This is a genomic window from Lentzea sp. NPDC054927 (assembly GCF_053610285.1).
Window position 1 is genome coordinate 182289 of record NZ_JBSGXZ010000003.1, and the last position, 26293, is coordinate 208581.

Annotated in this window: 26 protein-coding genes; 7 read left to right on the forward strand and 19 right to left on the reverse strand. The window is 69.9% G+C overall.

The features are described 5' to 3' along the window. Positions 1 to 10 precede the first annotated feature (10 nt). Positions 11 to 574, forward strand: a complete 564-nt coding sequence (locus tag ACWGE0_RS07160) for a TetR family transcriptional regulator (protein ID WP_452260025.1) — start codon at positions 11 to 13, stop codon at positions 572 to 574. Between the two features lie 13 nt (positions 575 to 587). On the opposite strand, the gene ACWGE0_RS07165 is transcribed toward ACWGE0_RS07160, so the two are convergent. From ACWGE0_RS07165 to ACWGE0_RS07185, 5 genes are all read right to left on the reverse strand, one after another. After that, complete coding sequence (locus ACWGE0_RS07165) at positions 588 to 1118, reverse strand: DUF305 domain-containing protein (protein ID WP_452260026.1); 531 nt, start codon at positions 1116 to 1118, stop codon at positions 588 to 590. Continuing rightward, positions 1118 to 2155 carry a DUF1996 domain-containing protein gene (locus ACWGE0_RS07170; protein WP_452260027.1) on the reverse strand — a complete coding sequence of 346 codons (1038 nt, stop codon included), beginning with the start codon at positions 2153 to 2155 and terminating at the stop codon, positions 1118 to 1120. The genes ACWGE0_RS07165 and ACWGE0_RS07170 overlap by 1 nt, the downstream gene beginning before the upstream one ends. Before the next feature lie 235 nt (positions 2156 to 2390). Further along, positions 2391 to 2681: a DUF4342 domain-containing protein gene (locus tag ACWGE0_RS07175; protein ID WP_452260028.1), complete on the reverse strand. Its 291-nt coding sequence runs from the start codon at positions 2679 to 2681 to the stop codon at positions 2391 to 2393. A 133-nt stretch (positions 2682 to 2814) separates the two neighbouring features. Beyond that, positions 2815 to 4479: an FAD-binding dehydrogenase gene (locus ACWGE0_RS07180; protein WP_452260029.1), complete on the reverse strand. Its 1665-nt coding sequence runs from the start codon at positions 4477 to 4479 to the stop codon at positions 2815 to 2817. Continuing rightward, entirely contained in the window at positions 4476 to 5126 is a 651-nt protein-coding gene (locus ACWGE0_RS07185) for a TetR/AcrR family transcriptional regulator (protein WP_452260030.1), read from the reverse strand. Before ACWGE0_RS07185 ends, ACWGE0_RS07180 begins: the two co-directional genes overlap by 4 nt. A 353-nt stretch (positions 5127 to 5479) precedes the next feature. On the opposite strand from ACWGE0_RS07185, the gene ACWGE0_RS07190 reads away from it, so the two are divergent. After that, positions 5480 to 6820 (forward strand): endo-1,4-beta-xylanase, encoded by a 1341-nt coding sequence (locus tag ACWGE0_RS07190; protein WP_452260031.1) that lies wholly within the window; start codon positions 5480 to 5482, stop codon positions 6818 to 6820. A 289-nt stretch (positions 6821 to 7109) separates the two neighbouring features. Beyond that, complete coding sequence (locus ACWGE0_RS07195) at positions 7110 to 7703, forward strand: class I SAM-dependent methyltransferase (protein WP_452260032.1); 594 nt, start codon at positions 7110 to 7112, stop codon at positions 7701 to 7703. A gap of 4 nt (positions 7704 to 7707) precedes the next feature. Here ACWGE0_RS07195 and ACWGE0_RS07200 read toward each other — a convergent pair whose 3' ends face one another. From ACWGE0_RS07200 to ACWGE0_RS07220, 5 genes are all read right to left on the reverse strand, one after another. Continuing rightward, on the reverse strand, positions 7708 to 7989 hold the full coding sequence (locus ACWGE0_RS07200; protein WP_452260033.1) for a DUF3040 domain-containing protein: 282 nt from the start codon (positions 7987 to 7989) through the stop codon (positions 7708 to 7710). Positions 7990 to 8199: 210 nt separating this feature from the next. Further along, positions 8200 to 8880, reverse strand: coding sequence for a DUF2306 domain-containing protein (locus tag ACWGE0_RS07205; protein WP_452260034.1), 681 nt, complete (start codon positions 8878 to 8880; stop codon positions 8200 to 8202). 54 nt (positions 8881 to 8934) lie between these two features. After that, positions 8935 to 9648, reverse strand: a complete 714-nt coding sequence (locus ACWGE0_RS07210) for a response regulator (RefSeq protein ID WP_452260035.1) — start codon at positions 9646 to 9648, stop codon at positions 8935 to 8937. Next, entirely contained in the window at positions 9645 to 10772 is a 1128-nt protein-coding gene (locus tag ACWGE0_RS07215; protein WP_452260036.1) for a sensor histidine kinase, read from the reverse strand. The genes ACWGE0_RS07210 and ACWGE0_RS07215 overlap by 4 nt, the downstream gene beginning before the upstream one ends. 63 nt (positions 10773 to 10835) lie before the next feature. Further along, positions 10836 to 11294, reverse strand: a complete 459-nt coding sequence (locus tag ACWGE0_RS07220; RefSeq protein WP_452260037.1) for a MarR family winged helix-turn-helix transcriptional regulator — start codon at positions 11292 to 11294, stop codon at positions 10836 to 10838. A gap of 86 nt (positions 11295 to 11380) precedes the next feature. Here ACWGE0_RS07220 and ACWGE0_RS07225 point away from each other — a divergent pair, with 86 nt between their 5' ends. Continuing rightward, positions 11381 to 12607 (forward strand): amidohydrolase family protein, encoded by a 1227-nt coding sequence (locus ACWGE0_RS07225; protein WP_452260038.1) that lies wholly within the window; start codon positions 11381 to 11383, stop codon positions 12605 to 12607. 8 nt (positions 12608 to 12615) lie between these two features. Here the strand turns inward: ACWGE0_RS07225 and ACWGE0_RS07230 are convergent, their stop codons facing one another. Together ACWGE0_RS07230 and ACWGE0_RS07235 are read right to left on the reverse strand one after the other, a co-directional pair. Then, complete coding sequence (locus ACWGE0_RS07230) at positions 12616 to 13755, reverse strand: carboxylate-amine ligase (protein WP_452260039.1); 1140 nt, start codon at positions 13753 to 13755, stop codon at positions 12616 to 12618. A gap of 102 nt (positions 13756 to 13857) precedes the next feature. Beyond that, complete coding sequence (locus tag ACWGE0_RS07235) at positions 13858 to 14298, reverse strand: hypothetical protein (RefSeq protein ID WP_452260040.1); 441 nt, start codon at positions 14296 to 14298, stop codon at positions 13858 to 13860. A 414-nt stretch (positions 14299 to 14712) separates the two neighbouring features. On the opposite strand from ACWGE0_RS07235, the gene ACWGE0_RS07240 reads away from it, so the two are divergent. Together ACWGE0_RS07240 and ACWGE0_RS07245 are read left to right on the forward strand one after the other, a co-directional pair. After that, positions 14713 to 15384: an AIM24 family protein gene (locus ACWGE0_RS07240; RefSeq protein WP_319972373.1), complete on the forward strand. Its 672-nt coding sequence runs from the start codon at positions 14713 to 14715 to the stop codon at positions 15382 to 15384. Between the two features lie 77 nt (positions 15385 to 15461). Beyond that, a complete protein-coding gene (locus tag ACWGE0_RS07245; RefSeq protein ID WP_452260041.1) occupies positions 15462 to 16106 on the forward strand; it encodes a dihydrofolate reductase family protein in 645 nt (214 codons plus the stop codon). Between the two features lie 4 nt (positions 16107 to 16110). Here the strand turns inward: ACWGE0_RS07245 and ACWGE0_RS07250 are convergent, their stop codons facing one another. After that, a complete protein-coding gene (locus ACWGE0_RS07250) occupies positions 16111 to 16974 on the reverse strand; it encodes an NAD(P)H-binding protein (protein ID WP_452260042.1) in 864 nt (287 codons plus the stop codon). Positions 16975 to 17060: 86 nt separating this feature from the next. On the opposite strand from ACWGE0_RS07250, the gene ACWGE0_RS07255 reads away from it, so the two are divergent. Then, positions 17061 to 17792, forward strand: a complete 732-nt coding sequence (locus ACWGE0_RS07255) for a TetR/AcrR family transcriptional regulator (RefSeq protein WP_452260043.1) — start codon at positions 17061 to 17063, stop codon at positions 17790 to 17792. Here ACWGE0_RS07255 and ACWGE0_RS07260 read toward each other — a convergent pair whose 3' ends face one another. The 6 genes from ACWGE0_RS07260 to ACWGE0_RS07285 form a co-directional block, all read right to left on the reverse strand. Then, positions 17793 to 19172 (reverse strand): amidohydrolase family protein, encoded by a 1380-nt coding sequence (locus ACWGE0_RS07260; protein WP_452260044.1) that lies wholly within the window; start codon positions 19170 to 19172, stop codon positions 17793 to 17795. It abuts the gene before it with no gap. 73 nt (positions 19173 to 19245) lie between these two features. Further along, complete coding sequence (locus ACWGE0_RS07265; protein WP_452260045.1) at positions 19246 to 20793, reverse strand: hypothetical protein; 1548 nt, start codon at positions 20791 to 20793, stop codon at positions 19246 to 19248. Further along, positions 20786 to 21004: a hypothetical protein gene (locus tag ACWGE0_RS07270; RefSeq protein ID WP_452260046.1), complete on the reverse strand. Its 219-nt coding sequence runs from the start codon at positions 21002 to 21004 to the stop codon at positions 20786 to 20788. Before ACWGE0_RS07270 ends, ACWGE0_RS07265 begins: the two co-directional genes overlap by 8 nt. A gap of 5 nt (positions 21005 to 21009) precedes the next feature. Next, positions 21010 to 22950 carry a hypothetical protein gene (locus tag ACWGE0_RS07275; RefSeq protein ID WP_452260047.1) on the reverse strand — a complete coding sequence of 647 codons (1941 nt, stop codon included), beginning with the start codon at positions 22948 to 22950 and terminating at the stop codon, positions 21010 to 21012. Beyond that, positions 22917 to 24335, reverse strand: a complete 1419-nt coding sequence (locus ACWGE0_RS07280; protein WP_452260048.1) for a tetratricopeptide repeat protein — start codon at positions 24333 to 24335, stop codon at positions 22917 to 22919. Before ACWGE0_RS07280 ends, ACWGE0_RS07275 begins: the two co-directional genes overlap by 34 nt. A gap of 2 nt (positions 24336 to 24337) precedes the next feature. After that, positions 24338 to 26287, reverse strand: coding sequence for an Hsp70 family protein (locus ACWGE0_RS07285; protein ID WP_452260049.1), 1950 nt, complete (start codon positions 26285 to 26287; stop codon positions 24338 to 24340). Between the last annotated feature and the right edge of the window lie 6 nt (positions 26288 to 26293).

Here is a 26293-nt window from a genome sequence, read left to right on the forward strand (position 1 = left end):
TAGTGGTGCGGTGCGGACCCGAGACCCCGAACGCAAGCGGCAGCAGCTCCTGGAAGGCGCGCTCGCCGAGTTCGCAGAGCACGGCATCGGCGGCGCGCGGGTGGACCGCATCGCCGCACGGGCCGGAGTGAGCGCCGGCCTGGTCTACTCGTTCTACGAGAACAAAGAGGGCTTGTTCGAGGCCGTCTACGACTCCATCGTCGAGCTGACCGTGTCGTCGCTCCCCCTCGACGCCGACAACCTCCCCGAGTACGCGGGCGGCTTGTACGACGCCGGAGTGCAGCATCCGGAGGTGATGCGGTTCGTCGCCTGGTACGCCCTGGAACGCGGTGATTCCGAACAGGCCCAGCGCCCGAGCGTCGCCAAGTCCATGGCCGACAAGACCGCGGCCATCGAGGACGCTCAACGCCGGGGGGTCGTGACCAGTGACCGGACCGCCGCCGAGCTGCTCGCTCTCGTCCTGACCGTGGCGAACATGTGGCAGCGGCTGGGAGAGGACGTGCGCGGCCTCGTTGCGGAGACCGAACGTCGTCGTGTGGTCGTGGAGACGGTCAGGCAACTGGTCACGCCCTGATCTGGGGGGCGCTCTACTGCTGGGCGTCTCCCAGCAGCTCCAGGAACTCCGCTCGCGTGCTGTCGATGCGGGCACTCAGTTCCAGCACCGGTTTGCTCGTGCCCGACGACAGCTCCGCGCGGGCGACGGTGCGCGCCTCCTCGAACTGGGTGCGCAACAACGCCTTCAACTGCTCGTCGAAGGCGGCTCCCTCGGCATACCCGACGGCGGCCACTTCGGCGGCCGTGATCATGCCGGGCATGTCGTGGCCGTCGTGCTGGTCGCTCTCCTGCCTGCCGGACCTGGCGAGCAATTCCCGGACCTGCGCGAGTTCGGCCCGGTAGCGGGTTCCGACCTGAACGGCCACGGGGTGCAGCGCGGAGCCGGGCCGGTTCGCCGTCAGTTCGACCGCGGCGAGCGCGGACTCGTTCTGCGGGATCACCAGGTCCACGAACGCCAGATCGGTGGCGGTGAGGTCGGACGGGGCACCGGCCGGCGGGGCGTCGCCGGCCGGTGCGCCACAGCCCGTCGCCAGCAGGAGCGCCGCGATGAGGAGGGCCCGCACTAGGGGCGGCCGTCCGGTCCGCACTTGACGATCCGGTTGATGCAGTCGCGCACTCGCTGCGCCATCTCGGCTTCTGGCCAGACGTTGAAGAAATCGCCGTGCATCGTGAACCCGGGACCGGACGACAGCCTGAACCGCGCCGGGTCGCCGCTCGCCGGGTAGCGCAGTACCTGGCGCAGCTTCGGCACGGGCACGGGGTGCGTGGCCGGGCAGTCGCCAGCGACCGGGTAGGACATGTGGCTCTTGTGGTCCGCGGAGTCGAGGTCCTTGCCGTTCCAGCACTGCGGGAAGTCCAGATAGGACTCGATCATGGTGCCCGCCGGGCAGTTGACGAAGTCCTTGGACGCCCCGACGTGACCGGCGTGCAGGCACGACCAGCGCGACATCGTGGTGTTGTCCGGCGCGGTGGCCTTGGCGTTGCCCGCGACGATGCGCAGGCCGTACGGCAACGGCTGGATGCGCGCGGTCACGTCGTCACGCACGCCCTCACCGAGGTAGTAGAACGTCGTGCCGGTCGGCTCGACGGCCTGGCCGTCGACCAGCAGCGTCGGCACCCAGTACGACGAGAGGTCCACCTTCGGACTGCACGTGCTGGCGGCCTTGCTCAGGCTGGTGACGTCCGAGTGGGCGTTGGTGGAGGTGTTGCCGAAGAAGCTGTGCATGTGCGAGGCGCCGGGCAGGTTCGGCAGGACGATCGGGTCGTCCGGCAGCTTGTGGGTGAACGGGCACTCGGCGACGAACTCCGCGACGCGCACCGCGTTCGGCGGGATCGGCTCCTGCGCCTTCGGCGGCGCGACCACGGCGGCCTTCGTTGTTTCGGCCGGCGGCGCGGGCGTGCCGGCCGGTGGCGTCGTGGTGTCCGCGGCTCGAGGCGACGAGGTCACGACCGTGGCCGACGAGGTCTGGCTCGCCTCGGGCTGCGCGGGCGGGGTGAAGAACATCGCGTTCGCGGTCACCGCGGACGCCGCGACGCCCGCCACGGCGAGAGCGGCGATCCACACGCGCCGCCGCAACCGTGAACTGAGGACGTGGGGCATGGAAAGTCCTTTCGTGCAGCGCCAGGAGTCTTCTGACCAGGAGATGTCCTGGACGCCCCGCGATAACAGAAAAGACTTCGCCGATCTTTGTCGCGCGGCTCGCAGCGATTTCCTCATCCCGCGGCCCGCCGGGCCCACGACACAAAGCCGGCGCCGTCACCAGTGGTGACGGCGCCGGCCTGCTGCATCCCCGTCCTCGCGGACGTCCCCCGCCGCGGCAACCCGCGGCTGCTGACTACCCCTGCTCGGTCTCGACCGTCGTCGCCGGCTGGCTGCCGGGCTTGCGGCGGTCCTCGAGCTTGATGTCGCACTTGCCGACCAGCGCGACGCCGGCACCGATCGTGGTGGCCACCGGAGCGGCCAGCGCAGCGACCAGACCCAGGGCCACCGGCACCTCCAGCACCACGTCGTCCTTGCTGTCACGCACGACGACGCGACGGTTGATCCCCTCGCTGACCAGCCCGCGAACGGCGTCGACCACCGAGTCGACGGCGGTACGGGCGGACTCGGGCTTGGACTCGCTCATGACTCTCCTTGAACTGCGGATCTCCCCTGACAACTACAGCCTGCCCGCGATCGAGCACGCTGCCATCAGGGTTTCCCCCTGACCTCCACCTGATCTACCCCTCAGAACGGCCGGCGTTCCAGGCGTGAGCGGCTCAGGTGAGCGTCCGGGCCAGGGCTCGGCCGGCCGCGCGGCCGGAGAAGATGCACCCGCCGAGGAACGTTCCCTCGAGCGCGTTGTAGCCGTGCACACCGCCTCCGCCGAAGCCCGCGACCTCGCCCGCCGCGTACAGCCCGGGCAACGGCGTGCCGTCGGACCGCACCGCCTGCGAGTCGAGGGTGGTCTGGACGCCGCCCAGCGTCTTGCGGGTCAGGACGTTGAGCCGGACCGCGATCAACGGGCCGTGCGCCGGGTCGAGGATCCGGTGCGGCGACGCGACCCGCGCGATCTTGTCGCCCAGGGAGCGGCGGGCGTTGGCGATGGCCATGAGCTGGAGGTCCTTGGAGTACGGGTTGCGCACCTCCCGGTCGCGGGCCACGATCTGGCGCTCGATCTCGGCGGCGTCGAGCTGCGGGCCGCGGGCGAGCTTGTTCATGCCCGTGACGAGCTCGGCGACGTTGCCGGCGACGACGAAGTCCACGCCGTGCTGCTTGAACGCCTCCACCGGGCCCGACGCGCCCTTGGCCAGCCGGCTCGCGAGCGCGGCGCGGATGTCCTTGCCGGTGAACTCCGGGTTCTGCTCGGAGCCCGACAGCATGAACTCCTTGCCGATGATCGTCTGGTTCAGCACGAACCACGAGTAGTCGTACCCGGTCGACAGGACCGCCTTCATCGACTCGTTGGTGTTGAAGCCGGGGAAGTTCGGTGCGGACAGCCGCTTGCCGGTGGCGTCGAACCACAGCGACGAGGGGCCGGGGATGATCCTGATCGCGTGGTCGGGCCAGATCGGGTCCCAGTTGTGCAGGCCCTCGGTGTAGTGCCACATCCGGTCGCGGTTGACCAGGGTGGCGCCTGCCTCCTCGCTGATGGCCAGCATCCGGCCGTCGACGTGGGCGGGCACCCCGGAGATCATCGTCTCCGGGCACGGACCGAGGCGATCAGCCGGCCAGTTGGCGCGGATGAGGTCGTGGTTGTGCCCGATGCCGCCGGACGTCACGATCACGGCCTTGGCCCGCAGCTCGAAGCTGTCGACGACCGTCCGCGACGACGCCTTGCCCCGCTCCTGGTCGGACGGTTCCAGCACACTGCCCCGCACACCCACGACGGCGCCGTCCTCGACCACCAGCTCGTCGACCTGGTGGCGGAACGCGAAGCGGACCAGGCCACTGCGTTCGGCCGCGAGCACGGGTTCGACGAACACGCGCACCACTTCGGGGCCCGTGCCCCAGGTCAGGTGGAACCGCGGCACCGAGTTGCCGTGGCCGTCGGCGAGGCCACCTCCGCGCTCGGCCCAGCCGACCACCGGGGTGAACCGCAGTCCCAGATCGTGCAGGTACTGCCGCTTCTCGGTGGCGGCGAACCGGACGTAGGCCGCTGCCCACTGCCGGGCCCAGTGGTCCTCGTCGTCCCGGTCGAACCCCGCGGAACCCAGCCAGTCCTGCATGGCGAGGTCGTAGGAGTCCTTGATGCCGTTGCGCCGCTGCTCAGGACTGTCGACGAGGAAGAGCCCGCCGAGCGACCAGAACGCCTGACCGCCCAGGTTCGCGCGGTTCTCCTGCTCGACGACCAGCACCCGGCGCCCCGCCTTGGCGAGCTCGTAGGTCGCGACCAGGCCCGCGAGCCCGGCTCCGACGACGATGACGTCCGCTTCCTCGGTCATGCCCGTTCCCTGCTTTCGTTGCTGTACGCGGTGACGACACGGGTGAACAGTGCGGTCCGGCGCTGCCACACCACGGCGTTGTCCGGTTCGCTGAGACATTGCAGCGCCGTGCCGTCGTGGACGGCGACGAGCGCCTGCGCGAGGGCGTCCGGATCGGGCACCTCGCGTCCGATCCTGGCCAGCGCCGCGAGCACGAACGGCGTGGACGACGCCGCGATCGCCTTCTCCCGGTCGGCGATCACCCGGCGCAGCTCCGGATTGCGCAGCGCGTGAGCGGTGAACTCGGCGCTGACGCGGTACCAGTCCTCGTCCAGCGGCACCGCCTCCAGCAGATGTGCGACGACACCGTCGACATCGTGCACGGCCGCGCGCTCCACGGCTTCGAACGCCGCGCGCATCCGGGCGACCAGTTCGGCGGACCGCTGCTCCCACATGGCGAGGAAGAGCTCGTCCAGCGTCGAGAAGTTCGAGTAGAACGCCCCGCGGGTGTAGCCGGCGTGACTGCACACCTGCTCCACGGTCGACCGCCCGAAGCCCTGCTCGGCGAACACCGCGAGGGCCGCTTCGAGCAGCCGCTGGCGGGTCTCGACGCGCCGCTTGGTCACGCGCGGCTCGCGCCTGGGCGCCCCGTCCGCGATCGTCTCCATGCCCGCCTCCGTTCGATACACCACCGTATCGGATACGCCGGTGTATGCAACAGGTGAGCGACGATGGCGACACCACGCACCGCGCGCTAAATGCGAGCGCAGACTTTTAGCAAATTCCGCTTGCGGACTTTCTGCAAGAACGACTGCATACGCTTTCATTTCGAAAATGGGAGCGCCCACTCATTTTGCTAGCCCGTTCGGGGCAATTCGACGTCGAATGCGTCGAACGCGCTGTTGTAAGCGCAAACACCGGGCTGCCACACTCCTCCGCGCACCAGAGCGCTCTCCGTGCGATTCCATCGTCCTCACCTCTGCGACCCGACAATCCGGGCGAGTTTTCGAAAGTGTGGAAAATGAAACTGACATCGAGGTCAGTGGCACTGGTCCCGCTCGTGGCCACCGTCGCGGCGGCGGCATTGGGAGCCACGTTGATCGTGACCGCCACCGCGAACGCGGCGACCGCCCTCGGCGCCGCCGCCGCGCAGTCCGGCCGCTACTACGGCACCGCCGTCGCGGCGGGCAAGCTCGGCGACGGAACCTACGTGAACATCCTGAACACCGAGTTCAACATGGTCACCGCCGAGAACGAGATGAAGTGGGACGCGACCGAGCCCAACCGCGGTCAGTTCAACTACTCCAACGGTGACCGGATCCTGAACCAGGCGGTGAGCAACGGCAAGCGGGTCCGCGGCCACGCGTTGCTGTGGCACCAGCAACAACCGGGCTGGGCACAGGGCCTGAGCGGCTCCGACCTGCGCCAGGCCGCGATCAACCACGTCACCCAGGTCGCCACCCACTACCGGGGCAAGATCTACGCCTGGGACGTGGTCAACGAGGCGTTCGCCGACGGCGGCAGCGGTGGCCGGCGCGACTCCAACCTCCAGCGCACCGGCAACGACTGGATCGAGGCGGCGTTCCGCGCGGCCCGTACCGCCGATCCCGCCGCGAAGCTCTGCTACAACGACTACAACACCGACGGCATCAACGCGAAGTCCACCGGCATCTACAACATGGTGCGCGACTTCAAGTCCCGCGGCGTGCCGATCGACTGCGTCGGGTTCCAGTCCCACCTCACCAACAACGCGCCGTCGGACTACCAGGCGAACCTCCAGCGCTTCGCCGACCTCGGCGTCGAGGTGCAGATCACCGAGCTCGACATCGCCGGTGGCAACCAGGCCAACGCTTACGGCGCCGTCACGCGGGCCTGCATGGCCGTCGTCCGCTGCGCCGGCATCACCGTGTGGGGCATTCGCGACACCGACTCGTGGCGAACAGGTGAGAACCCGTTGCTGTTCACCGGCTCCGGCGCCAAGAAGCCCGCGTACAACGCGGTGCTCGACGCGTTGAACGCGGGCGGCCCCGGCCCCACGACGACCACCACCACGACCACCAACAACCCAGGGCCGGGTGGCTGCACCGCGTCGGTCTCGCTGAACTCGTGGGACAACGGGTTCGTCGCCACGATCAAGGTCACCGCCGGCTCCTCCGCATTGCGCGGCTGGAAGGTCACGACGACCCTGTCGAACGGCACGGTCACCAGCTCGTGGAGCGCCAACCGCAGCGGCACCAGCGGAACCGTCGACTGGACCAATGTGGACTACAACGGCACCGTGCCTGCCGGTCAGTCCACCGAGTTCGGTTTCCAGGGCACCGGCAGCGGAGCGGGGCTCAACCCGACCTGCGCCGCGAGCTGAGACGTGTCTCCCGGAACCTGTCCCGCGCCGGCGGGACAGGTTCCGGGGCACGGCCGACCTCCACCCCGTTGACCAGCCACGGAGTCAGTGGCGAGTGCGGTCGGTTGCGCACCCCACGAGCAGTATCGCGGTGGTGAAAGCGAGCAGGTGGTCACCGCTGAGCGCGCACATGCACGCCAGCGCGAACCACAGCAGCAGCTTCATGTACCAAGGTTAGGGACCATATGACCTTGATCGCAGCTGTAATTGAGCAAGCCTTAACAAACCCGCGTTATTGCAAACTTGAGGCATGACAAGCGAAGTGCGCGACTTCTGGGACGAACACGCGGAGACCTTCGACCAGGAGCCTGATCACGGGCTGCTCGACCCGGAAGTGCGTGCCGCGTGGGCAGCGGTGCTCCTGCCGTTGCTGCCAGCCGGTTCGGCGTCCGTTGCCGACCTGGGCTGCGGCACCGGCAGTCTGTCCGTGCTGCTGGCACAGGCCGGACACGACGTTCGTGGCGTCGACCTCTCACCACGCATGGTCGCGGCCGCGCAGGCGAAAGCGGACAACGCCGGGGTGCCGGCCGTGTTCGTGCAGGGCGACGCCTCTCACCCTCCGTACCCGCCGGCGTCCTGCGACGTCGTGCTCGCCCGCCACGTGCTCTGGGCGTTGCCGGACCCCGCCGCCGCACTCAGGTGCTGGGTGAACCTGCTCAAACCGGGCGGGCTGCTCGTTCTCGTCGAGGGGCGCTGGTCGACGGGCGCAGGCCTCACCGCCGCCGAGTGCCGCGCGCTCGTGCTCGAGGTCCGGCAGGAGGCTGACGTCACGCGGCTGGACGATCCCGCGCTGTGGGGGCGCGCGATCGACGACGAGCGCTACCTGCTCGTCAGCAGGAGCTGAACGGCTACTCGCGGTGCTTGCGCCAGATCCGCACCGCGAACCAGGCGAACACTCCGAGGGTGACGCAGGCGCCGAGCGCGATGAGCGGCACGGAGGACAGCGTCACCCCGGCCATCACCACGATCAACCCGACCGCATAGGTCACCAGCATCGCGACGACCACCAGGGTCCGGCGCGGCACCCTGGGCGCGGGGCGGTTGAGCTTCGCGGCCAGTTTCGGGTCGTCCTCGGCGAGGCGGCGCTCGATCTCGTCCAGTTCCTGCTGTTCGTGGTCCGGCAGTTTCACGTCCGGTCCTCCCGGTGGTCTGCTCAGGCTTCACCAAAGCCAACGCACGAAACCGGCCAAGGTTCCCCTCGAACGTGGACATTTTCCGGCCCGCATTCCCTCACGTGGTGATGACGACCTTCGCGCGGGCGTGTTCGGTCGCGGCCGCGGATCTTGCTGCCGGGGCCGGTGACGCCGATCCCGGTGAGCCGCGCCAGGTGACGATCGCCTTCATCGGGTCTCCCCCAGCGCGAGTCCGGCGCGGACCGGGACGGCCACGCGAGGTGGCTTCACCGAGCGGCGGATGATCCACTCCGCCACGGCGAGGTTGACGAGCCAGGCGGCGAGCATCAGCAACGCCTTGCTGAGCCGGTCCGGCGTGCTGACGGCCACGAGCCACGCGGTCAGCATCACCGCTTGTGTGCTGGCGCCGAGCCCGATCGCGAAACCGCGGATCATCCAGGCGCGGTGCCTGGCGACGTCCCGGCGGAGGACGGCGGCGAGACCGAGGACGATGAACACCGCCCAGGCCGTGCCGAACACCAGCCGGATGCCGGTGAGCAGGACGCCCACGTCAGCGGGTTTGGGGTAGAACACGGTCATCCACAGACCTGACAGCGCTCCCAGAAGTCCACAAAGGACCAGAAGACGCCCCGCCGCCCGGTGCCACAACCGTCTGCGGCGGCGGAAGCCGGGAGCGAACTGGAAGGCTCCGAGGAGGCAGTACACGGTGACGGTGATGGCGTGCAGCACCACGGGCACGGGTGAGGCGAAGAACCGCGCGTTGTCCGGCGTGATCTCCGCGCCGCTGCCGAGCTCGGCCAGCCGCAGAGCACCGCCGAGCACCGGGATGACGCTGAACACGATGATCGCGGCCGGGATGAGCCTGTCCCACTTGGTCGAGGAGGTCATGCCCGAGATCGTCGCGCGTGCGGCGGGGTCAGCTCATCGGGAGAAGGGACGCGATCATCCCGGCCGATGGTCCGGCGCGGTCGTCGTACTTTCGGCTGACCGCGGCCGGAATCCGCTCCGGACGCGCTTGGTCTCGTAGGCCCAGATGGCCATCTCGACCCGGTTCCTGGCACCGATCTTGGCCATCAGGCTGGCGACGTGGGACTTGACGGTGCTGAGCGTGATGTACAGGTCCTTGGCGACCTCGCTGTTGGTGCGCCCACCCGCGACGGCGGCGAGGACCTGCTCCTCCCGTTCGGTGAGCGGCTCGATCGGCTGCACGACACGGCCGGCGGGTTCGACGTCCGCGAACGCCTCGATCAACCGGGCGGTGACGCTGGGGGCGATCAGGGCGTCGCCGGAGGCCGCGGCGTGCATCGCCTGGGAGAGCAGGGCGGGGCCGGCGTCCTTGAGCAGGAACCCCTTGGCGCCCGCACGGAGCGCGGCGTAGACGTACTCGTCGAGGTCGAACGTCGTGATCACCACGACGGCGAGCGGGTCGGCGACGCCGGGCCCGGCCAGCAGGCGGGTCGCCTCGATGCCGTCGATTCCGGGCATCCGGATGTCGAACAGGCACACGTCCGGCCTCAGCCGCCTGGCCAGTTCGACGGCCTGCCGTCCGTCCGGTGCCTCGCCGACGACCTCGATGCCCGGCTGGGCGCCGAGGATCATCGAGAGTCCGGTGCGGACGATCTCCTGGTCGTCGGCGACGATGACGCGGATGCTCATCCACCCGCCCCGGTGAGGGGCAGCACGGCGGTCACGGTCCAGCCGCGGCCGGGATTCGGGCCTGCCTCACAGCTGCCGCCGAGCAGGTCGGCGCGTTCCATCATGCCGATCAACCCGTGCCCGTGCACCGCGGCGCTGCCGGTGTCACCGTCGTCGCTCACCCGCAGGTGCACCGACGAGTCATCGACAACCACCCGCACCTCGATGCGGGTGGCGTGCCGGGCGTGCCGCCGCGCGTTGGTGACCGACTCCTGGGTGAGCCGGTAGATCGCGGTCCCCACCGAGTTCGGGAGGTCGTCGACGGCACCCTCGATCCGCACGTCCACCTCGGGTCCTGGCCGGCCTGGGCTCGCGAGCAGTGCGACGTCGGCGACCGTCGGGCTGGGCGCCAGGTCCGCGGACTCGTTGCGGCGCAAGGCTCGCACCATCGTGCGCATCTCGGCGAGCGCCCGCGACGCCTCCGACTCGATCAGGCCGAGCGCCTCGGTCGCCGCCTCCGGCCGTGACGCCGCCGTCGCGAGGCCCGCCTGCGCCCGGATCGCCATCGCCGACACGTGGTGCGCCACCGTGTCGTGCAGATCCCGGGCCAGCCGCTCCCGTTCGAGCAGCTTGACCTGGTCGAGCTCCCGTGCCCGCGCCCGTCCCCGGTACCGCACGGCGGATCCGATGGCGCAGGCCGTCCCCAGCACGGCGCTCCCGCTGCCCGCCTCGCCCACGCTGATGAACCCGAGCGCCACCGACAGCCCGACCTTGCCGAGCATGATCGCCAGCCCGATCACCGCCTCACGTCCGGAACCCCACCGGAACAGGGAGAACGGGAAGAGCAGCATGAACACCAGCACGTTGAGTTCCGGCTCGCCCCAGAACACCAGCGAAGCGACCGCGGCCACGCCGAACGCGCCGGCGACCGCCAGCAGAGGCCTGCTCCGGCGCAGCAACAACAGCGGCAGCAGCACCACCGCCACGACCAGCGAGCCGGCCCGCGAGGTCAGGTCCGGCCGCAGCACTGCCTCGAGCACCGCGGCCAGCAGGAGCACGGCGACCAGCACCCAGTCCCACCACAGCCGCGCCGCCGCACGCGGCGGCCGGGGCTCGTCCCACACCGACCGCAGATAGGCGAACACGGCCTCATCGTACGAGAGCCCGTGCCACGACAGATCAGTCCGAAGAACGAGACGCAACCCGGTTCACCGGCGCTGTTGCCGGCTCGACCAGTTCGAGCTGTCCTGGCTGTAGCGAACCAGATATCGCGCGAACTGGTCGCGGTCGGCAGTCGTCCACTCGGTCGTGATGAGCTCGAACGCTTCTCTTTGCTCGGAAGCGAAGCGGCCGCGTTCGGCCTCACCGGCCTCGGTGAGCTCGAGGACCGTGCGGCGGCCGTCCGCCTGCGAGACGGCCCGCTTCAGCAGGCCGTCCGCGATGCAGGCGGCCACGGTCCGGCTGGCGACCGGCTGGGCGACCCCCATCTCGGCGGCGACCCCGCCGACCGTCATCTCGCCAGGGCACTCGTGGACGAGGTTCAGCAGGAGATTGCGGGTGAGGTCTGCCCGTCCACCGGAGGTCCGGCGGCGCAGCCGGGACAGCGCGGGCCCGACCTGGTCCAGCAGGCCCTCGTCGTCGGCCTCAGGCACGGGCGAGTTGCTCATCCGCCCACTGTAGCAACTACAGACCAGAGAGCATCTTCATACCTTCGAGTATTTACATAACTTAAGGTATCTGATTCAGTGGGGCCATGACCGCAACCACCATCACCGGCGCCTGGGTGTTCGACGGCGAGAAGACCCTGGGTGTCACCAACGTGTCCATTGAGGACGGAAAGATCGTCCAAATCGGCCGGGAGGTACCCGAAGGCGCCGAAGTGGTCGACGGGACCGGCGCGACACTGCTGCCGGGCCTGATCGACGCGCACGTCCACACCAGTCCCGAAGCCCTCGCACTGGCACTGCGCTTCGGCGTGACCACCGAACTGGAGATGCAGGGCGTCAACACGCGCGACCGGCGTGCCGCCATCAGCGAGAACGACGCGGTCGCGGACGTGCGCTCGGCGGGCTTCGGCCTCACGCCTCCGGGTGGACATCCCAGCGAACTGTTCCCGCCGGGCTTCAACCCCGGCGGTGAGGGAGGCCCGGCCGGTGCCACAGGCGAACCGCCCTTCCAGCCGGACGCCACGAGCCCGCAGCGAGCAGCGGCCTCGATCCCCCAGCTGCTCGCCCACGGCTCGGACTACGTCAAGTTCATGATCGACGACGGCAGCGTCGAGGGGCACCCCGGTCTTCCGATGATCGATCAGGCCACCCTGAACGCAGGCGTCGCCGAGGCGAAGAAGTACGGCGCACTCACCGTCGCGCACGCGCTGACGATCGACGCCACCAGGATGGCGGTGGAAGCCGGAATCGACGGCCTGGCGCACCTGTTCGTCGAACCGCACCACGACGAGATCATCGCCATGATCAAGGACGCCGGCCTGTTCGTCGTCCCCTGCGCGGCCCTCAACGCCTCGCTCATGGGCATCACCGGCGCCGAACTCGCCGACGACCCACGAGTCTCCTCCCGGTTGGACGAGGACTGGGACAAGACCCTGCGCTCCAGCTTCAACTGCTACCCGCAGGGCGACATCGAAGACGTTCTGACGACCATCAAGGTGCTCAGCGACGCCGGCGTCGACGTCCTGGTGGGCACCGACGCGTCCCTTCCGCTGCCGTTCCTCGGCGGGCTCGCCCACGGCGCCAGCGTGCACCACGAACTGCAGTACCTGGTGAGGGCAGGACTCACGCCAGAACAGACCCTGCGCGCCGCGACGAGCACGACGGCCCGGCGCTTCGCGTTGTCCGACCGCGGCCGCATCGCCGAAGGGCTGCGCGCCGACCTCCTCCTCGTCGACGGAGACCCCACCACCACGATCTCGGACACCCTCAACACCCGTGCGGTGTGGCGCCGTGGTGCCCGCCTCAAGTGGTGAACCGCGCGCTACTTCACTGAGGTCTCGCGGGGCTCGGCGTTCGCGTTGTCGATGTCGAGCAGGCTCAGCAACGGCTCCACCTGACCCGTGCGGAACACGCGACGTTGCCGGTCCGCGCCGGACCCCTCGCTGTCGAGCAGCCGCAGACCTCGTTGCACCGCAGGCAGATCACCGTTGGCTTCCAGCACCGGAGTCAGGCGGCGCACCAAGTCGTCCAGTTGTCTTCGCACCGGCCGCGACTTCCCGGAGAACACGTCCAGAATGCTGCCCCGCAGGCCTTCGTTCGCCGCGCCCCAGCAAGCCTGCCGCAACGTCTGCTGGGGCACCGGCTCGGCCTCCACACCGTTCTGGACGTCGACGATCGCCTGTGCGACAAGAGCTCTGACGAGTGCCGCGAGCAACACCGCGTCGTCCACGCTCGCCGCGACGTCCGAGATCCGCACCTCCACCGTCGGCAGTTCCGTGGCGGGCCGGACGTCCCAGTAGGCCATCGCCCGGTCCAGCGCGGTGCCCGCGGCGATCATGGTGTCGCAGACTTCCTCGTAGTGCTGCCACGAGGTGAAGACCGGCGGCGGACCGGACACCGGCCAGCGCGACCACACCGTGGAGCGCCAACTCGCGAAACCGGAGTCCTCCCCGCCGGTGAAGGGCGAGTTCGCCGTCACCGCGCCCAGCACGGGCAACCACGGCCGCACGTGGTTGCACACCCGCACCGCGACCTCCCGGTCCGGCACGGCGACGTGGACGTGGCATCCGCAGATCAACTGCTGCTCGGCGAGCGCACCGAACTCGTGCGCGATTCGCCGGTACCGCAAGCTGTCCGTGATCTCGCCCGTCGCGTCACCCAGCGGCGGCGCCCCGACCGCAACAGCCCGGCAGCCGGCCGCCCGTGCGGCCTTCGCCACCACACGACGCGTCTCGAGCAGTTCACGCCGAACCTGCTCCACGTCAACGCACACCGAGGTGTTGATCTCCACCTGCGCACCGGTCAGCTCGTGTTGCAGCTCGAGACCGAACTGCTCACGCGCGACGTCGACAACCTCGTCCGCCCGGTTCACCGGGACACCGGTCACCGGATCGACCAGGAGGAACTCCTCCTCGACGCCGACCGTCGGACTCCACGCGCTCTTCGATGGCGCATTCTCCACGTCTCACCATCCTGCTCATGGCACCAATGCGCACTGCCCGGGAATCGGCGTATACCCCTGTGCAGCGAACAGAAACACCATTCGCGCGCTCGGTGATCGCGGTCAGCGGCGTCCAGTGGCCAGGACGACGAGGAACTGGCCCCCGCCCGGCTCGACGCTGGCGGTCACCGGCAACCCCGGTACCAGCCGCGAGAACCGGTCCACCAGCCAGTCCGCCACCTCCTGGGCGTCCTTCTTGGTCGGACAACGGCCCACCATCTCGCGGCCGCCCTTGCGCTCCAGCCTCCCGGCAACGGTGATCAGCGGCGCGGGTTCGGCCACGTGCAGGCGATCCGGCCAGGCGATGACCACCTTGACCGCACCCTTGCGGGTGTTGCAGCCGCGGTGCGCAAGCCGCTCGGCGACCTTGGCCTTCCGGTCGGCGGTCCTGCTGTCGACGCTGGGCCCTCGCGGGTCGTTCACCGACATGCCGGGGTCGACCGGTTCGTCGCACACCCAGCAGCGCCAGCCGTCGCGCTCGGCCACGTCATCGAGGAGACTCACCGGGGCAAACTAGCCTGCCAGGCAGCCGCCCCGCGCATCGCACCTGATCGTGCACCACCGGCTTCCTCGGCAGACTGTCCGCTGAGGACTGACCATCCAGGTCGTGAAGCTTGAGCCACAGGGAATCCACGTCGTCGAGAATCCTGACTACGACGGGGCTGACAGGAGTGGCGCCGCCGATGGCCAGGACAGTTCCGTTCGGCTGGACAGCGCAGTCGAGTGATCCCCGGCCATGGGGAACTCGACGCCGCCTGCCACGTGGATGAGATGACGGGTCCGACCTTGGTCACGACAGCGCACGGCAGCGCGTGGCACTCGCAGGGGCGCCACGTCGTGCCACGTTCCTGGACCTGTCAGCCGCCGTCGGGCTGATCGGACCACGCGCGAGCGCATGATCACCTAGATTCTCTGAGCATGCGCAGCTCACTGTTCAACCACGCGGAACGGCCCGTCGAGCCCGGAAGCTTCCAACTGCAGAACGAACGCATGCTGAAGGTGGACCTCACCGGCAGCGGCGGGTTCTTCTTCGCCAAGCAGGGATCGATGGTCGCCTACCAGGGTGACGTCGACTTCGCCTACGAAGGCAGCGGTGGCCTCGGCAAGCTGTTCAAGAAGGCCTTCACCGGTGAAGGCATGTCCTTGATGAAGGTGTCGGGCAGCGGGGACGTGTTCCTCGCCCAGGACGCGGACGAGATCTTCGTGCTGTACCTGGAGAACGAGGGCGTCACCGTCAACGGCAAGAACGTGCTCGCCTTCGACAGCTCGCTCAAGTGGGACATCAACCGCACCGAAGGCGCGTCGATGCTCAGCGGCGGCCTGTTCAACACCACGTTCACCGGCACCGGCGCGCTGGCCGTCACCGCCTACGGGACGCCGGTCGTGCTGAACGTGGACGTGCCGACGTACGTCGACATGCAGTCCGCCGTCCTGTGGTCCACCTCGCTGCAGTCCTCGATCCGCAAGACGGCGAAGCTCGGTGCTGTCATCGGACGCGGCTCCGGCGAGGCGTACCAGCTCGCGTTGTCGGGTCAGGGCATCGTCGTCGTGCAGGCGTCGGAGGGTCACCCCGTGCCGACGGCCCAGTAGGTGGTTGCCGGGCCGCGGCCGATGAGTTCTCGCGGCTCCCGCGGTCCAACCATCGACCAAGAGCGGAAGGAAGCCCCATGACCCAGCTGGTGAAGGTCCAGAACTTCGTCGTGTCGCAGGACGGGTTCGGCGCCGGTGAGGACCAGACCCTCGACAGGCCGTTCGGCCACGCCGATCCCGGCACCATGTTCGCGTGGGCGGGCGCCACGGCAAGCTGGCCCAACCGGACCGACCCCGGTGGCAGCCGCGGCCTCGACGACTACCTCACCCGCGACTTCGCGCAGAACATCGGCGCGGAGATCATGGGCGCCCACAAGTTCAGCCCGCACCGCGGTCCTTGGCAGAACCACGACTGGCAGGGCTGGTGGGGCGACGAGCCGCCGTTCCACACGCCGGTCTTCGTGCTGACCCACCACGAACGGCCGTCGTTCACGCTCTCCGACACGACCTTCCACTTCGTGAACGGCGACCCTGCCGACGTCCTGAAGCTCGCGAAGGAGGCCGCGCAGGGCAAGGACGTCCGGATCGGTGGCGGCGCCACCACCATCCGGTCGTTCCTCGACGCCGATCTCATCGACACCCTGCACGTGGCGGTGTCCCCGGTCGAGCTCGGTCACGGGGTGCCGCTGTGGAAGTCGCCGGACGAGCTGCTCGACCGGTTCCACGTCGACGTCGTGCCCAGCTCCAGCGGCGTGACCCACCACCTGTTCTGGCGGAAATGACGGGTCAGCCGCGCCGCAGGATCTCCTCGAGCACGGCGCGGGCCGAGGTCGCCGGTCGTCCCATCAGGTCTTCCAGGGCCGGGTGGGTGACCGCGAACTGACCGGCTCGCGCCGCGCGGAACATGCCGAGGGTGAACTCCGCCGCCGCGTCCGGCATGCCCTGGGCGATCACGGTCGCCTTCCACTCCTCGTCGTCCACGACGACGCGCGCGATCGTGCGGCCGGTGAGCTCGCTGAGAATGCTTGCCACGTCAGCGAAATCGAGCAGGCCGGGGGCCGTGAGCGGCGGGCTCGCCCCGTCGAACAGGCCGGGCTTCGTCAAGGCCGCGACGTCGGCCACGACGAGGTCGGCGTGCGCGGTCCACGAGACCGGGCCGTCGGCGGGCAGCCGGAACTCGCCGGACTGCAGCGCCGCGGGCACGTAGTGCTCGAAGGTGCTCGTGTAGAAGCCGTGCCGCAGTGCCGTGTACGCGATGTTCTGCTCGGCCAGGTACTTCTCCGTTGCCGCGTGCTGCCGGCCGGGATCGAACAACGAGTCGGGTGAGGCCGCCTGATGGCTGGTGTAGAGCACACGTGACGCGCCAGCGCGCACCGCGGCGTCGACCGCTGCCCTGCTCGCCTCGGCGGCACGCGGGCCGCGGATCGCGGCCGAGATGAGGAGCACCTGGTCGGCGCCCTCGAAGGCGTGGTCCAGGGTCGGCGGTTCGGTGAAATCGCCGGCACGGACCCGCACGCCGCGGTCGGCGAAGACAGCCGCTTTGCCCGGCTCACGGACGCTCACGCCGATGGTCTCGGCGGGAACGCTCTCGAGCAGCTTCTCGACGATCTGGCGACCGAGCCTGCCGGTGGCTCCGGTGATGATGATCATGACTTCCCCTCGCCTGAATCACTGATTCAGAATCACCGTATCACCGATTCGAATCAACGATAGCGCGTCGCTGATATCATCGATCCATGACGGAGTCGTCCCTTGCCGAGACCCGCGTCGACGCCCGCTCCAAGATCGTCGCCGCCGCCGCTCACCTGCTCAGCACCAGCGGCGCCAAGGCCGTGACGACCCGCGCGGTCGCCCAGGAGGCCGGGATACCGGCCCCGACGATCTTCCGGCTGTTCGGGGACAAGGACGGCCTGCTGGAGGCGGTCGCCGAGCAGGTGATGGCGGACTACGTCGCCGAGAAGACCGCCAGGGCCGCCGACGAGAACGGCGACCCGGTCGAGGACCTGCGCGTCGCGTGGCGGACGCACATCGCCTTCAGCCTCGCCAACCCCGACGTGTTCCTGCTGCTCGTCGACCCGGCACGGTCGCAGCACTCCTCGGCCTCCACCACAGGGACCGAGGTCCTGCGCGCTCGGGTGGCACGGCTGGCGGCGGCGGGGTTGCTGAACGTCTCCGTGGCGCGGGCGGTGGACATGATCCACGCCGCCGGTAGCGGCGCGGTGCTCGCGTTGCTGGGCCGGCCGGAGGCTCAGCGGGATCCAGAGCTCACCGACGCACTGCTGGACGCGGTGCTCGCCCAGATCCTCACCTCGGCGCCGGTGCCGCCCGCCGCCGATCCCATGGCCCTCGTGGTCGCGTTCCGGGAGACCCTCCCCCAGCTGCCCTCTCTGAGCGACGCCGAGCGAACGCTCCTGTCCGAGTGGCTCACCCGCACGGCCGCCGAACTCCAGGACCGCCGGAAGCAGTGATCAAAGCTGTCCCGCTGTGGCGAGCACGTGGTCACGGGACGCCGCGACCTGAGTCCGCAGTTCGGCGAGGTCGACGTCCAGCACGACGCCGTCCCACTTGCGGACCTGTCCGGCGATGAGGACGGTGTCGATGTTGCGGGCGTCCGAGCCGAGCACAACGGTGCCGATGGGGTCGTTCAGCGGCATGTTGTTGAGGTCCTCCGCGGTGATCACGAGGAGGTCGGCCTGCTTCCCCGGGGTCAGCGAGCCGGTGACCCCGGCCAGGCCGTTGGTGCGGGCGCCCTGCAGCGTGGCGAAGTCCAGGACGTCGGTCGTGGTGATGCGGCGTGGTTCGCGGCTGGTGCCGTACACGGCGTTGACCGCCCGCATGCGTTGGATGGTGTGCAATGCGCGCATCTGCGTGAACATGTCGCTGGCGAGCGCGACCTCGACGTCGATGCTGAGTCCGGGGCGGACACCGGCGGACAACGCCTCGTCCACCGCCGGGATCGCGTTCTCCAGGCCGATCTGCGCGTCGGAGGTCGGCGCCAGCGCGATGGTGGTGCCGCTGCCGCCGATGGCGCGCCAGGCGTCCTCGGTCAGCCCGGTCGAGTGGATCAGCGTCAGGTCTGGTCCCAGCAGCCCTTCCCTCTCCCACCTCAGGATCGCGGCCGAGGAGGAGGCGCCGAACACCGCGTCCACGCTGACGCCGATGCCGAGTTCCCTTGCGCAGCGGGCGAGTTCGGGTCCGTAGGCGAGGCCGGGCCCGGCGATCTCGCCGGTGGCCAGGCACGCGAGCCGGAACGTCAGCAGGTCGCTGCCGTGTTCGTCGCGCAGGCGGGCCAGGTCCGCCGGCCACTGGTGGTCCCAGTCGCCGAAGTGCGGTGCCATACCGGCGTGCACGCCGCGGATTCCGGTGTCCAGCAACGCGCGCACCGCGGCATCGGAGTGCGCGGCAGTGCGTGAGTTGTGGGAGAAGTCCAGCATCGTGGTGATGCCGGAGTCGATGGCGGTGAGTGCCGCCAGCAACGTCGCGATGTACATGTCTTCCGGCCGGTACGCCGGTGCGTACCCGACGAGCGTGGTGGTCACGTAGGCGCCGAGGTCGTCGACGTCCGGCATGATCCGCCGCAGCTGGGCTTCCCAGGCGTGCCGGTGGGTGTCCACGAAACCGGGCGTGATGACGGTGCCGGTCGCGTCGACGACGATCGCGTCCGCCGCGTCCAGCCCGGTGCCGACGGCCGCGATCCGGGAGCCCTCGACGAGGACGTCACCCCGCGCGAGCGTGCCGAGTGCCGGGTCCATCGTGACCACGGCCGCGCCGGTGAACAGGACGCGGCGATTCGAGTCGGAAGCGGTATCGCGCAGTTGGTCGAGGATCCGCTGACGGGAGTTGTTCATGCGATCAGGCTGGGACGGCGACGTGCGCGCAGCCAGGCCGCTGCTCACCTGGGTGCGCCACACCCCGTCCGGCCTACACCAGCAGCTGCCGCAGGTTGTTGTCCAGCGCGGCCAGCAGGTTGTCGAGCGCGCGCAGCGCCGACGGGTCCGAGGCGTGCTCTTTCCTGGAGATCCGCGCGTCCGACCGGATCGAGATCAGCTCGCCCCGCACGCTGTACAGCTCGTTCCTGGTCGTGATGGTCCGATGCTCGTAGCGCGTCATCAGATCGTTGAAACGCGTCACGCAGCGAACGAACCGGGCGAGCCGGGCGATGTCGGCAAGCTCGGAGGTGACCCTGGACTCGAGCCACCGGCGCTGCTCGACCAGCTCCGGATCCGAGGCGATCAGCGGCACCAGGCCGGCGGCGCGGGTCAGGTGTTGCTCTGCGACCGCGAGAGTGCCCAGGTCGATCCGGTCGAGCGCCACCTCGGCCGCGAACGCCTCGGCGGTGGCGTGCAGGTAGGCGATCACGCCGCAGCGCGCGTCGATGGCCTCCGCGCGGGCGCAGTAAGTGCTGGTGGCGGTGAAGTTCTGGGTTCCCATCGCCGTCAGCCCCGCGTGGAACTCCTCGGCCAGCACCAAGCCGAGGACGTCCTGCAGCTCGGACGGGCTCAACGGTGGCACGCCCGCGCGGCGCGTGCGGCGCCAGCCGACGAACGGGACCTTCGAGCTCTTCGCGTACCGCTCGTGGGCGTAGGACCACAGCAACTCGTAACGGGTGTCGGAGTACAGCATCTCGCCACAGGCCGTCAGGTGCTCGATCGCCGCCTTGGGGTCCCCCGCCCGCAGCGACTGGCGAGCGCGTTCCACACGGGGTGCGCACAGCCTCGCCTGGATCGCGAGGTGCAGGTCCTCGAACATCTCGGGGTCCGCGTCGAGGGCCGCCTCGACGACTTCGAGGGCCCGCGGGAACTGGCCGGTGTGGTAGAGCACCGCGCCGTGGACGTAGTGCAGCCCGGCGACTTCCGGGTGCCGGGACACCCGCTGCTCGACGTACTCGACGGCCTCCTCCGGCTCGTCGCCGTCCAGCAGGTCGTCCGCCACTTCGCTGACCTGGTCGACCAGGCGCAGTTCGCAGGTGGACACCAGCTGCGCCACGACCTTCACGTCGGCGTCGTCCGCGATGTGCGGGCGGGCCGCGATCAGCCGGTCCAGGACCGTCTCGTACTGGCCGAGCACGTCCTGGCACCGAACGCCGAGCACCAGCGCGGCGACGGTGGCCGGCGCGATCCCCAGTGCGGCCTCGACGTGTGCCCAGGCGTCGGCGTGCCGCTCGTCGTGCAGCGCCTGTTCCGCCTTGTCCAGCAGGGCGCGCAGTTTCAGGTCGGCCTCGTGTTCGCGCAGCCTCGCGAGGTCCTCGCTCAGCCAGTCGCCGCCGGTGCCGGTCCGCAGGCCGTCGTCGTGGGGCGCGAGCCGGTCGCCTATGCGGTCGGGAACGGCCTCGGGTTCCAGGGCGAACGCCCGGCGGCCGAGGTCGAGGGGCGGTGGTTCGAACGCCCCGGCGGCCGCCCTGACGATGTCCGGTGCCCAGTCGTGACGGGGCGCGAACGCCAGGCCGTCGTCCTCGTCGGTGTCAGCCACGCCTGCCCGCCCTGCCTTCCTTGCGCCTCTTCGACACCACCGCGGTCACCAGCGCCGTCTCCGTCGCGTGGTCGAGCTCGGCGATCGCCAGGATCGAGCGGCGCAGCTCGATCCGGCGCATCGTGTCGCCGGCCGCGTCGTCGCTGAACTCGAGCTCCGGTTCCGGGAGCTCGCCCAGGAGGTCCGCGGGAGACACCTGCTTGCGCACCATCGAGATCACCCTTCGTTGTCGCCGAGCAGCCAGTCGCCGATGAGCACGAGCAGGTCCGCTTCCTTGGTCTCCACGGAATGCGCCTGCTCGGCCAGGACCCTGCTGTCGTTCTCCAGGTTGTGCACCAGCTGCTGGGCGGCGGTCAGGTTCTCGCCGCCCGCCTGGACCGTCATCAGCTGGCTCACCCGTTCCCGCAGCAGCTCGGTGCGGCTGTTCATCTCGTCCACCGTCGGCGCCACGGTCCGCGCCCGGACGAGCTCGGGCCTGCGGTCGAGCGGACGCACCTTCCTGAAGCGGGACAACCGTTCCAGCAGGCTGACCCGGACCTCGTCGCGGACCGACGGGTCGGCGATGAACTGGTCGAGCACCTGGAGGTACCGGTCCGCCGCGTCCCTGCGGGCCTGGCCCAGCCGCGCCTCCTCGTTGAGGATCCGCACCAGCTCCGGTTCGCGGACGCCGAGTCGTTGCGCCTGACGCAGCACCGCGACGCCGTCCGCGCGTTCCTCGGCGGTCTTCGAGAAGTAGGACATGAGCAGACCGGCGACCAGGTACACGTCGCTGAACTCCGGGTCGTACTCCCGCGCGCATGCCAGCCTGCTGAGCACCTCGTCGCGCCGGCCGACGTCCTCTGCGGGCGTGGTCTTGGCCGCGGCCCACAGCCGAAGCCCTGCCGCGGCGCGCACCAGGTGGATGGAGCGCAGGGTGAGGTCGCGGTCGTTGACGTCCGCGGCCCTGCCCTGGCGTTCGCTCAGTGCGGCGAGACGCTCCCGCACGCTTTCCTCGTCCGGGGTGAAGGTCCAGGGCAGTTCGGTGTCGCCGTCGGGGTCGAGGCGCCGGGCCGCGCTCACCAGCAGTTGATCGATCTGGCCGAGTGACGTGAGCGTGTTGTCGAGCCAGGCCGCGAGCGCCAGGCCGATCTCCGCCGACGCGAGCATCTGGTCCCGCTGCTCCGGTGCCGCGTTCTCCGCCGCTCGCGCGAGGTCCTCGAACTGGCCGCGCGCGGCCACCAGGTCCCGGTCGAACAACGCCTGAGCGCCCAGCACGACGTGCTGGTTGCGCAGGTCGGGCGGCACCCGCTCGGCGAAGTCGCCGAGCTTCTCGACCTTCTGGAACAGCACGGCCGCAGCGTCGACCCGGCCGAGGCGCAACGCTTCCAGCGCACGGTGGAACTTCACGACGCCGTAGAGCCGGCGCACCAGCCGCCTGCTCATGCCGCCCGCCGCCTCGGCGGCTTCCAGCACGGGTTCGGCGCCGTCGTAGTCGCGACGCTCCACCCGCAGGTACGCCAGCAGGTACGCGACGTCGACGTCGTGAGGTGCCTCGCGGTGCAGCGCCGCCAGCCGGTACTCCGCCTCGTCCACCAGGTCCATCCGGAACAACGCGAAGGCGGCGAAGAACCTGGCCTCGATCCGCAGTCGTTCGGGCAGCCGCGGCTCCAGGCGTTCCAGCGCGAGCAGGGCCTGCTGGTGCTCGCCACCGCGGACCTGTTCCACCACCGCGCGGTACTCGCGGATCTGCCTGCGGGGCACCAGGAACCTTCGGTAGCCGACCAACCCGCCGGCCAGCACCAGGATCGTGCCGAGGATCGCGAGCAGCGTCGTCCAGATCACCGGCCACGGGCTCGGTCCGGTGGACGGGTCAGCGGCCGCCGGCGCGGACGTCTGCCCGGTGGCCGGTGCGCTCGTGTTCGGCGTGGACTGTCCACTGGGGACCGACGGTGCGGACGACTGGGGTGCGACCGGCGTGCCCGGCACGACGACCTCGGCCCGCACCGTGCCGGAACCGGTGTTGATGCCGGCCTCGTAGCGGCCGGGCGGCAGGACGGTGCCGCTGGGCAGCACGACCGTGATCGGATCGTCCTCCGTCGCACCGTAGGCCGGGGCCGCCACCAGGACGGCCACGATCGCGGTGATCAGGACAAGAGCCGGTCGAACTTCTCGTACCACTGCTGCGCCTCCCCCGTGGTGAGTAGTTGCGTGTCGACCATGCGCGCGATGCGGCGGCGCGCCTCGACGTCGGTCCGCCTGGCGTTCGGGAGGTCACCCAGCTCGAGCCAGCAGCGGCAGTACAGGACCAGTGCGGCCAGGTCACCGGGATCGCGGGTGAGCGCCGTGAAGAGCTCCCGCGCGGCCGTGCGCGGATCACCGCGGCGCAGCTGCACCTCGGCGGCCCGCTGGTACAGCGTCGTGTCGTCCTCCTCCATCGTCTGCTTGAGCAGCGCGATGTCGTCGAGGATCACGTTGCCGAGCCTGCGATCCGCCGGCCGCGACTCGAACACCTTCCACGCGGCCTCATACCGCCGGTGGCGCAGGTCGAACCGGTGTGGGGCGGACTGGACGGCCTCGTTCAGGTAGCGCAGCGCGGTCTCGTCGTCGCCGCGCTCGGCGGCGATCTCCGACCCGAGCAGGCTCGCCCGCGCGCGTGCGTCGCGGTCGTGCTCCGGCACCCATTGCAGGATGTCCAGCGCACGGACCGGATCGGTGCGGCGCAACCGGCTCGCGATCGACACCGGGTCCGCCAGTGCCGCGAGCGCCGACCGCAGCTGCTCGGCGTCGGCGGGCCTGGCGCTGCGCACCGTGTGGCGGCACTGCTCGACCGAGCGGAACAGGTCCTCACCCTCGCGAGTGCTGCCCAGCGTGCTCGGAATCCGCGTACCGGCCGTCAGCGCCGGCCACAGCATGCCGCGCGCCTGCGCCTCCACCCGCTCCTCGTCGGTCACCACCGGCGGCGTGCCGGTGGCACCGAGACCCTGTGCCACCAGGGTTCCCAGGGCGTAGCAGTCCACCGACCGGTTGTCGTGCTGAACACCGCGCACGACCTCCGGCGCCAGCGCGGCGACCGCCACGGTGTCCACGCCGAACAGGTCGCACGGCGTGCCCAGCGCGACCGGCGGGCACGGCAGCAGCCACGGCAGCCGGCGGTCCTCCTCTGCCACCACCACGATGTTGTGCAGGCTCAGCCCGAGCGGGTGGACCGGGCTGCGCTGCCACCGCGGGAACAGCGAACAGACCCGTTCCAGCAACGCCACCCGGTCCTGCCAGTCCTCGAGCTGTTCGAGCTGTTCGGCCAGGGTCAGCCAGGCACCGCCGGTGTCGTACTCGATGTAGTAGTGGCCGTCGGCGGTCCAGTCGTGTCCGGTGATCTCGACCATGCCGGCCGGCTGCCGATGGCCGAGGGCGGTCACCGCGCGCCGGAACGCGCCGTCGGCGAACCGGGGCTCGACGACGCGCACGATCCGGTCGTTCGGCTCCCGCCTGCTGGCGCGCCACAGCACGCCGCGGTCGGTGATGCCGACCGCGGCCACCATCTCGGCCCCTGGTGGTCCCTGCATGGCTACTTGTGCTCGTAGAAGACGTCGCTGAGCTTGTCGCCGAGGTCCTCGACCTCGCTGGAACCGTTGCGCACGGCGATCACGAACATCAGGTACGCCGACGCGAGCTCGGCGCGCCGCGACTCCGGCAGCTGCGAGGCGAGCTTGTACGACCGCCGCGCCACGCTCTTGAACTCGGCAGGGGTGTTCTCCGGCGGTGGCGGCAAGGTGTCCCCATCGTCCCCCTGGTCCACTTCGGACGGTGCGGCTCCCGGCGGCTTCGGCAGTCCGTCGCGCACGTCCTCGGCGCCGCCGGGCGGCTCCGGCAGGCCGGTCCGCTGGCCCGCCATCACTTCCTTCAGATGCGCCGCGCTGCTCTCGATCTGCTCCCGCGTGGCACGCACGTCGCACTGCAGCTCCGTGCGCCAGATCTGGTCGTCGTTCAGGCACTTCACCGAGACGCCGAGCAGCCCGCTCTCGTCGATGGAGAACGTGACGGCGAACCGGTAGAAGCCCGTTTCCCTGGCTTCCGGCAGGTCGATCGGCAGCTTCCCGATGAGGTCGTTCTCGTAGGCGACCGGGTTCTCGCCCTGGAAGATCCGGACGATGAGCTGCTTGCCCTTGCCGCCGTTGACGAAGTTGTCCTGGGTCTCGCTGCCGGGGATCCGGCTGTCCTTGGGCAGGATCGGCGCGAAGTCCGACTTGTTCACCAGGATGCCGAGCGTGTGGCTGGTGACGTCCTGCAGGACGACGATCCCGCCCTCCGGCCCGGACCCGCCGAGGTCGAGTCCGTTCTCGTGCTCGACGGCGGCCATCTCGAGGTCCTCGCCCTCGTAGCCGTCGGCCGCTGGATAGTCCCGCGCGACCATGCCGGCGCCGCGCGCGACCACCTCGTCCGGGCTGATGTCGGAGCGGACGTCCTTGAGCTCCAGGCCCAGGTGCTCGGCCAGCATCGAGCGGATGCAGGCGATCCGGGTGGAACCGCCGACCAGCAGCACCTGTTCGATCTCGTCGCGCTCGATGCCGTTGCTCTCGCGGGCCGACTCGATCGCCTCGTCGAGGCACGCGAGCGAGCGGTCGAGCAGGTCCTTGATCAGCGACTCGAACACGGTCCTGGTCAGCGGCACGTTCACCGACAGCTGCGGGGTGAGGAACGGCAGGTTCAGCGTCGCGGCGCCGGCGACCGAGAGCTCGCGCTTGCGCATCTCGGCCTCCCGCTTCACGCGCTGCCAGATCGCGTGGTCGCCGGACAGGTCGGTGCCGTGCTGCTCCTTGATCTGGTTGAGCACGTACCCGGTGATGCGGTCGTCGAAGTCACCACCGCCCAGCCGCGGGTCGCCACCGGTGCCGACGACGCTGATGTTGCCGGGGCTGACCTGGATGATCGACACGTCGAACGTGCCGCCGCCGAGGTCGTAGACGGCGTAGGTGTGGGTGTCCTCGTCCTCGATCTTGTCCGCGCCGAAGCACACGGCGGCCGCGGTCGGCTCGTTGACGAGCCGGCGCACGTTCAGCCGGGCCATCCTCGCCGCGTCCTCGGTCGCGCCGCGCTGCGGTTCGCGGAAGTAGGCGGGCACGGTGATGACGGCGTCGTGGATCGGCTCGCCGATGAAGTTCTCGGCCTGGCGCTTGAGCTCCATCAGGATGAACGCCGAGATCTCCTGCGGCAGGTACTCCCGGCCGCGGAAGCGCACCCGCTTGGGCACGCCGGGCTCGTCCGGCCCCGTCGGTTCCTTCAGGTACACGCCCATGTCGCGCTTGACCTCGATGACGGTGTTGCCGGGATCGCTCGCGAGGTTGTTCTGCGCGGGCGCGCCGACGATCACCTGGCCCTCCGGGTCGAGGCCGACCACGGAGGGCACCGTCTTGGTGCCGAGGGCGCTCTCGATGACGACGGTGTCCTTGCCGTCCCAGATGGACACCGCGGAGTAGGTGGTGCCCAGGTCGATTCCGATGACCTTGTGAAATGGCATGACTCT